Origin of the sequence: Emticicia sp. (assembly GCF_043780375.1) — a bacterium.
GTDB lineage: Bacteria > Bacteroidota > Bacteroidia > Cytophagales > Spirosomataceae > Emticicia.
Genome location: NZ_JAYWCU010000137.1, coordinates 1 through 5,828, shown reverse-complemented (window position 1 = coordinate 5,828; position 5,828 = coordinate 1). Strand labels below are relative to the sequence as shown.

Below are 5,828 nucleotides of genomic sequence, written 5' to 3'. Positions count from 1 at the left end.
TATTCTTCTAAATAAATTAAATACCATGAAACGTAAAAGAATAAATAATCAAATAAAAGAACCAATTGGAATTCCGTACCCTGCAAAACTGCCAGAAATAGAGCCAATCACAGAAATTGTTCCCGAAATATATCCAGACGAGAGTCCGATAGAAAACCCTCAGCAGAAGCCAACTGAAATCCCGCCTCACGAATTGCCAGAACCAAGCGAATTTCCTTAATTCATAGAAATATTATGTGAAATATGTAAGTCTTTGATAGAATTGTGTAACATATTCCATTGCAGATTCTTCACCTTTGTTGGGTAATAATTTAAAAGTATTTAAAATAATAGAAAACATGAAAGAGTTAAAAAAAACCCCTTCCCAACTAAAAGTTAAGAAGATTAATCAGAAAAATACTGACAGCCATACGTTGCCAAAAGTTTGGCAAATTCCTGTAACTCAAAACGACAGAGTGGAAAAATCACGGAATTCAGCCATTGACGCTTCGCCTGGCTCGGAATTTTGAAATCTCAATGACTGAATTTCATTTAATTCATTTACTCTCTAAGCATTAGCTATTAAAGCTAAAATTGAAGGAATAAATGGGAATTTTAATCAAAAATATAGTTAAAAATATGTGAAATATGTAAGTCTTTCATAGAATTGTGTAACACTTCTCACCACGAAACACCTCACCTTTACAAGATGAAAGTTCTTTCATGGGATAAATTACACGACTCAAAATGAAAAAGACAATCTTTCTATTATCTATAATCTGCTCCAATATTTTTGCTCAACATGAAGGTCATCATATGCCCAAAACCAAGCAAAAACCTCAAAAAGAAGGCACTTCATCAACCTCAAAGAGAAATATTTCTGCTAATAATTTAAAAAATAATACTCTTCCACTTTCAAGAATCGTTGCTCAAAATTTAGTGAAATATTCGGGCAAAACCGTTGAGTATGACCTAAATATAGATTATAAAGAAGTTAATTATACTGGTAAAAAAGCGACTGCCATCGCAATAAACAACGGAATTGCAGGACCAACTTTACAATTTACCGAAGGAGATTCTGCCATAATCAGGATTCATAATAAGCTCAAAACCGAAACTTCCATTCACTGGCACGGTATTTTAGTCCCCAACCGTCAAGATGGGGTTTCTTACCTCAATACGCCCCCAATTTTAGCAGGTGAAACTTATACTTTTAGCTTTCCAATTCTCCAATCGGGAACGTATTGGTACCACGCCCACAATATACAGGAGCAAATCGGCTTGCATGGTTCTATTGTAATTCAACCAAAAAAGCCAACAATTAAGGTTGATAAAGAGGTAGTTTTATTGATTTCAGATTGGGCAGATGAGGGTGCTGGAAGTATCATGAAAAACCTAAAACGAAGGAATGAGTGGTATTCGATTCGCAAGAATAATATTCAAAGTCTGGACAGAATTATCAAAAACAAGGCTTTGGGAGCTTATTTGAAGCAATCATTTCAAAGAATGCCACCGATGGATATTTCTGACATTTCTTACGATAAATTTTTTATTAATGGATTGACTACCAGTAGTTTAGAAGATGTAAAGCCTAATGAAAAAATTAGAGTTAGGGTTATCAACGCAGGAACTTCTTCTTATTTCAATGTCAATTTTGCGGGTGGCGATATGGAAATGATGTCAAATGATGGGCAAGATATTCAACCCATAAAAGTAAGTCATCAGTTGATGGGCATGGGCGAAACCTTTGATTTTATTCTGACAATTCCCAACGATATGGCTTATGAAATTAGGGCAACTGCCCAAGATGGTTCGGGCTATGCTTCGTTTTTTTTGGGAAAAGGAATGAAAATGGAAGCACCAACAATGCCCAAACCTAATTTATACGAAATGACCCGCACCATGTCGTCAATGAATATGAATGCCATGAAAATGAAAGGGAATCATGTTAAAACTTTTCCTACTTATTCAAGCATCGAAAATTCCAATCCCCAAAAAGAATACGATATGAAGGGAATAGACATGAAAAATATGGATTCTCTAAAACATGACATGAAGAATATGAAAGACCATGACATGAAAAAAATGGACATGAAAGGTGGCGAAGACATGGAAGGAATGAGTATGGATTTGGGTGAATACAATACGAGTAATTATCAAAACTTGAAATCTACTGAGCCAATCGTTTTTCCTGAAAATCGCCCATTACGTGAAATCAGGCTTGAATTGACGGGCGATATGCGAAGATATATTTGGGGGTTCAACGGCAAGCCCATGTCTCGTGAAGAAACTATCAACATAAAAAGAGGCGAAATTATCCGCTTTAATTTGGTCAATACAACCATGATGTTTCACCCTATTCACCTTCATGGTCATTATTTTAGGGTATTGAATGGGCAAGGCGAATATTCGCCTTTGAAACATACCGTTAGCCTTGCCCCAATGGAAAGTATTACGATTGAGTTCTTGGCAGACGATGAAAAAGATTGGATTTTTCATTGCCATTTATTGTATCACATGGCTATGGGAATGGCAAGGGTGATAAGTTATGAGGGCGATACTCCCGATGCAGATATTGCCCCGATGCACCCACAATTTATGGCATCTATGAACGATAATGCCTATTTCTTTTGGGGAAATATTGATATAGGAGTTACCAATAATTACTTAAAAATGAACCGCTCAAACAACAGAAATGCTTTCATTTTAAGTGCTGATGCCAATTGGAAAGGAGATTATGAGATTGACTTGGACTATGAAAGATATTTGACACAATATTTTAGGGTTTTTGGTGGCGTAGATGCTGGAAACGAGCTTTTTCTTCGGAAACCATCGGGCGAAGCAGGTTCAAATATTGACTCCAAAATAATTAGACCAGTCATTGGAATAAGGTATTTATTACCTTTTCTCATTGATTCCGAAGTAAAACTTGATTCAAGAGGGAATGTACGGCTACAATTATCAGGGCAACAAAGACTTACCCGAAGGTTAGGTTTTGAGTTTGAGGGGCAATGGTTAATCGAAGGCTACACTCGCTTGCACGTAGGTTTGGACTATGTTTTGACCAGAAATGCCTCACTTTTTGCCAATTATGATACCCGTTACAAAACCGCAGGTGGCGGTTTGAGTTTTAAATTTTAGTATTCTTTTTTAACAATAATTTTCATAATTTAAACAAAGAAATGAAAGACAAAAAAATGTGTATAGAGGCTTGCGTAGCCTGCATGATTGAGTGCGAAAAATGTATAACTATGTGCATCAACATGGGTGGCATGGTAGAGTGTCTAAAAACTTGTCGTGATTGTGCCGACATCTGTGCATTATGTGCAAGATTATGTGCCAGAGATTCACAATTCTGCGATGATATTTGTGCATTATGCGTAAAATGTTGTGAGGCTTGTATGGCAGAATGTGAAAAACATGGCGACCATTGCAAGGCTTGTGCCGATGCTTGTAAAAAATGTGCCGAAGCGTGTAAAATGTAATAATATAATTCTCTTTGCAGAACATTCAAAAATGAGGTTTTGCAAAGAGAATTAAGGAATTTTTAGAACAAATATGTGAAATATGTAAGTCTTTTCAATAATTATAACAATTCAACATTCAATTATATACACCTTCTATTAATCTAAAATTAATGATAATAAATCTTTTTCGACATGATTTTAATCATAGAATTATTGGTTGAAAAATAGAAATTTTGCTTTGTAAAACAATTTAAATACTAAAAAAATGAAAACTACTCTTGTACTAATCGCCTTTATAGTCTTTTTTTCTTCTTGCCAATCAGCAAAAACCCCAAATCAACTATTGGCGGATGAAACGACCCGCAAAGAAATTATTTCTTTAATCAGCAACGATGCAAATATGCATAAACAAATGATGACAGAAATGATGAATAGAGAAAATGGTATGGAAATGATGATGGAAAACCATAAGTCCATGATGAAAATGATGAAAGATAAGCCTGAAATGATGAAAGGAATGATGGACGACATGATGGAAGCTTGTAAAACAGATTCAACTATGATGAAAACCATGTGCAAAACCATGATGGACGACCCAAAAATGATGGACATGATGGAAAAAATGAAGCACGACAAAATGGATATGAGCAAAATGAAAGACAAGAACACCAAAAAACCAGTAGACCATTCAAAACATCAATAATTTCTAAATATTTCATAAAATGGAAAATAACGTAAACACATTCTCTTGCCCAATGCACCCAAATGTTCAAGGAAAATTAAATGAAAAATGCTCAGTATGTGGCATGCCATTAACTGTGCCTGTAAAATAGCTTTTTTTTGGTGGTTTGATTATACTTCTGATATTAAAATGGAAACAAAAAAATCCGAAATAGCTTCTTTTAGCCAATACACCTGCCCGATGCACCCCTAAATTGTAAGAGATGCATCGGGTGAGTGTTCGATTTGTGGAATGAATTTAGTTTCGATACAGTGGTAATAGGTAAAATGATGAACTATTTACGGATATAATAGCTATTTCCAATCAAGACAAACAATAGGTTTTGCCTTGATTAGAAATATTTGGGTGTTAGTTTATTGCGTTTTGTCTCGGTGATAAGTAGGAGGATAATATAAATCAAAATTTACAACTCGCTCAAAAATTTGACAAAGTTTAGAAAACACCCCTGACACAGTTTAAAAAACATTCCCGATGAATAATTTAAAACCCATTATGTTTTTAGTTCCAGTCATTGCTTTGACTTTGGTAATTATATTATATTTCTATTTATTGAAGCAAAGTACCCATAAGAAGACTTTCAAACTATTTGCTTTTAGGGTAGCTATTCTTGCATTTTTGCTGAATCTTGGTTGGGAACTTATCCAAATGCCACTTTATGAAGGCTCTTCTTATAGTAAAAATTTTATCGCATATTGTGCTTTGGCTTCGGTTGCCGATGCCATCATGGTTTTGCTACTTTATTTGGGATTTGCATTTATTTTGAAAAATATGTTTTGGGTAGAATTCTTAAATACACAGCAAATAATATTTGTCATACTAACTGGCGGAACAGGTGCTATTTTGTCAGAAATGAGGCATTTATCATTGGGTAGCTGGGTGTATGCCGATGCTATGCCAATTATTCCTTATATAAATGTTGGTATTTCTCCTGTACTGCAATTTATGATATTGCCTTTACTTACCTACTTTTTAAGTTTCCGTGGTTTTAAAAAATATTTAACATAACGGACACAAATAATATGTGAAATATATAAGTCTTTCAGAGAAACAGGTAAGCAAGCAAATAGAGAAATATCATAAAACACTTATTATCAAATAGTTACAAAACACATATTGTCTATTTAAATGCGTAATTTTTTATTAAGCAGTTTTTTCAAGAAGAAAGCAAAAGAGAATATAGAATAGAAATAAAAGTCAATTCTAATGAAAATAAAATATTCCACCAACGATACACACACACTTTCAGTAGCCGAAGTTTTATCCATTTTTCAAACAAATGCCGAAACAGGACTGAGCGATTCAGAAGCAAAAAAACGCTCAAACGAATTTGGACTAAACATTTACACTGCTCAAAAACAAAAAAGTATTTGGTTGATTTTGCTCGAGCAATTCAAAAGTCCAATTGTGTATTTATTGGTTTTTGGGGCGGCGGTTTCACTATATTTTCGAGATTATATTGAAGCAATCGCTATTTTGGTGGTAATTTTGGTCAATGCATTGATTGGTTTTTTGATGGAAATGCAAGCCCGCAGCTCCATGAATGGAGTGCATCAAAAAGTGTGGGGCAAGCACTTCTTATTTCAAGAAAGTCTGTTTAAGATTACTTATTGAACCTTATTTGCTTTTAGATTAAGAGCATC

The 5,828-nt window shown here is 34.5% G+C and carries 9 protein-coding genes; all 9 read left to right on the top strand.

Features of this window, described 5'->3' with window-relative positions; translation table 11 throughout:
* On the top strand, positions 1-220 hold a 220-nt coding region (locus ACH2CJ_RS11005; RefSeq protein ID WP_394992851.1), incomplete at its 5' end, for a hypothetical protein.
* Between the two features lie 118 nt (positions 221-338).
* Positions 339-509, top strand: a complete 171-nt coding sequence (locus ACH2CJ_RS11000; protein ID WP_394992850.1) for a hypothetical protein — start codon at positions 339-341, stop codon at positions 507-509.
* 217 nt (positions 510-726) lie between these two features.
* A complete protein-coding gene (locus tag ACH2CJ_RS10995; RefSeq protein ID WP_394992849.1) occupies positions 727-3,120 on the top strand; it encodes a multicopper oxidase domain-containing protein in 2,394 nt (797 codons plus the stop codon).
* A gap of 41 nt (positions 3,121-3,161) precedes the next feature.
* Positions 3,162-3,464 (top strand): four-helix bundle copper-binding protein, encoded by a 303-nt coding sequence (locus tag ACH2CJ_RS10990; protein ID WP_394992848.1) that lies wholly within the window; start codon positions 3,162-3,164, stop codon positions 3,462-3,464.
* Between the two features lie 247 nt (positions 3,465-3,711).
* On the top strand, positions 3,712-4,149 hold the full coding sequence (locus ACH2CJ_RS10985; protein WP_394992847.1) for a hypothetical protein: 438 nt from the start codon (positions 3,712-3,714) through the stop codon (positions 4,147-4,149).
* 19 nt (positions 4,150-4,168) lie between these two features.
* Positions 4,169-4,279 carry a heavy metal-binding domain-containing protein gene (locus ACH2CJ_RS10980; protein WP_394992846.1) on the top strand — a complete coding sequence of 37 codons (111 nt, stop codon included), beginning with the start codon at positions 4,169-4,171 and terminating at the stop codon, positions 4,277-4,279.
* Between the two features lie 101 nt (positions 4,280-4,380).
* Positions 4,381-4,446, top strand: coding sequence for a heavy metal-binding domain-containing protein (locus ACH2CJ_RS10975; RefSeq protein ID WP_394992852.1), 66 nt, complete (start codon positions 4,381-4,383; stop codon positions 4,444-4,446).
* A gap of 213 nt (positions 4,447-4,659) precedes the next feature.
* Positions 4,660-5,193, top strand: a complete 534-nt coding sequence (locus tag ACH2CJ_RS10970) for a hypothetical protein (RefSeq protein WP_394992845.1) — start codon at positions 4,660-4,662, stop codon at positions 5,191-5,193.
* 198 nt (positions 5,194-5,391) lie between these two features.
* Entirely contained in the window at positions 5,392-5,799 is a 408-nt protein-coding gene (locus tag ACH2CJ_RS10965; RefSeq protein ID WP_394992844.1) for a cation-transporting P-type ATPase, read from the top strand.
* The last annotated feature ends 29 nt before the right edge of the window (positions 5,800-5,828 follow it).

Excerpts from the sequence above, each read along its gene's own strand:
- ACH2CJ_RS11000 (WP_394992850.1), top strand. The coding sequence starts at position 339 with ATGAAAGAGTTAAAAAAAACCCCTTCCCAACTAAAAGTTAAGAAGATT.
- ACH2CJ_RS10995 (WP_394992849.1), top strand. The coding sequence starts at position 727 with ATGAAAAAGACAATCTTTCTATTATCTATAATCTGCTCCAATATTTTT.
- ACH2CJ_RS10990 (WP_394992848.1), top strand. The coding sequence starts at position 3,162 with ATGAAAGACAAAAAAATGTGTATAGAGGCTTGCGTAGCCTGCATGATT.
- ACH2CJ_RS10985 (WP_394992847.1), top strand. The coding sequence starts at position 3,712 with ATGAAAACTACTCTTGTACTAATCGCCTTTATAGTCTTTTTTTCTTCT.
- ACH2CJ_RS10980 (WP_394992846.1), top strand. The coding sequence starts at position 4,169 with ATGGAAAATAACGTAAACACATTCTCTTGCCCAATGCACCCAAATGTT.
- ACH2CJ_RS10970 (WP_394992845.1), top strand. The coding sequence starts at position 4,660 with ATGAATAATTTAAAACCCATTATGTTTTTAGTTCCAGTCATTGCTTTG.
- ACH2CJ_RS10965 (WP_394992844.1), top strand. The coding sequence starts at position 5,392 with ATGAAAATAAAATATTCCACCAACGATACACACACACTTTCAGTAGCC.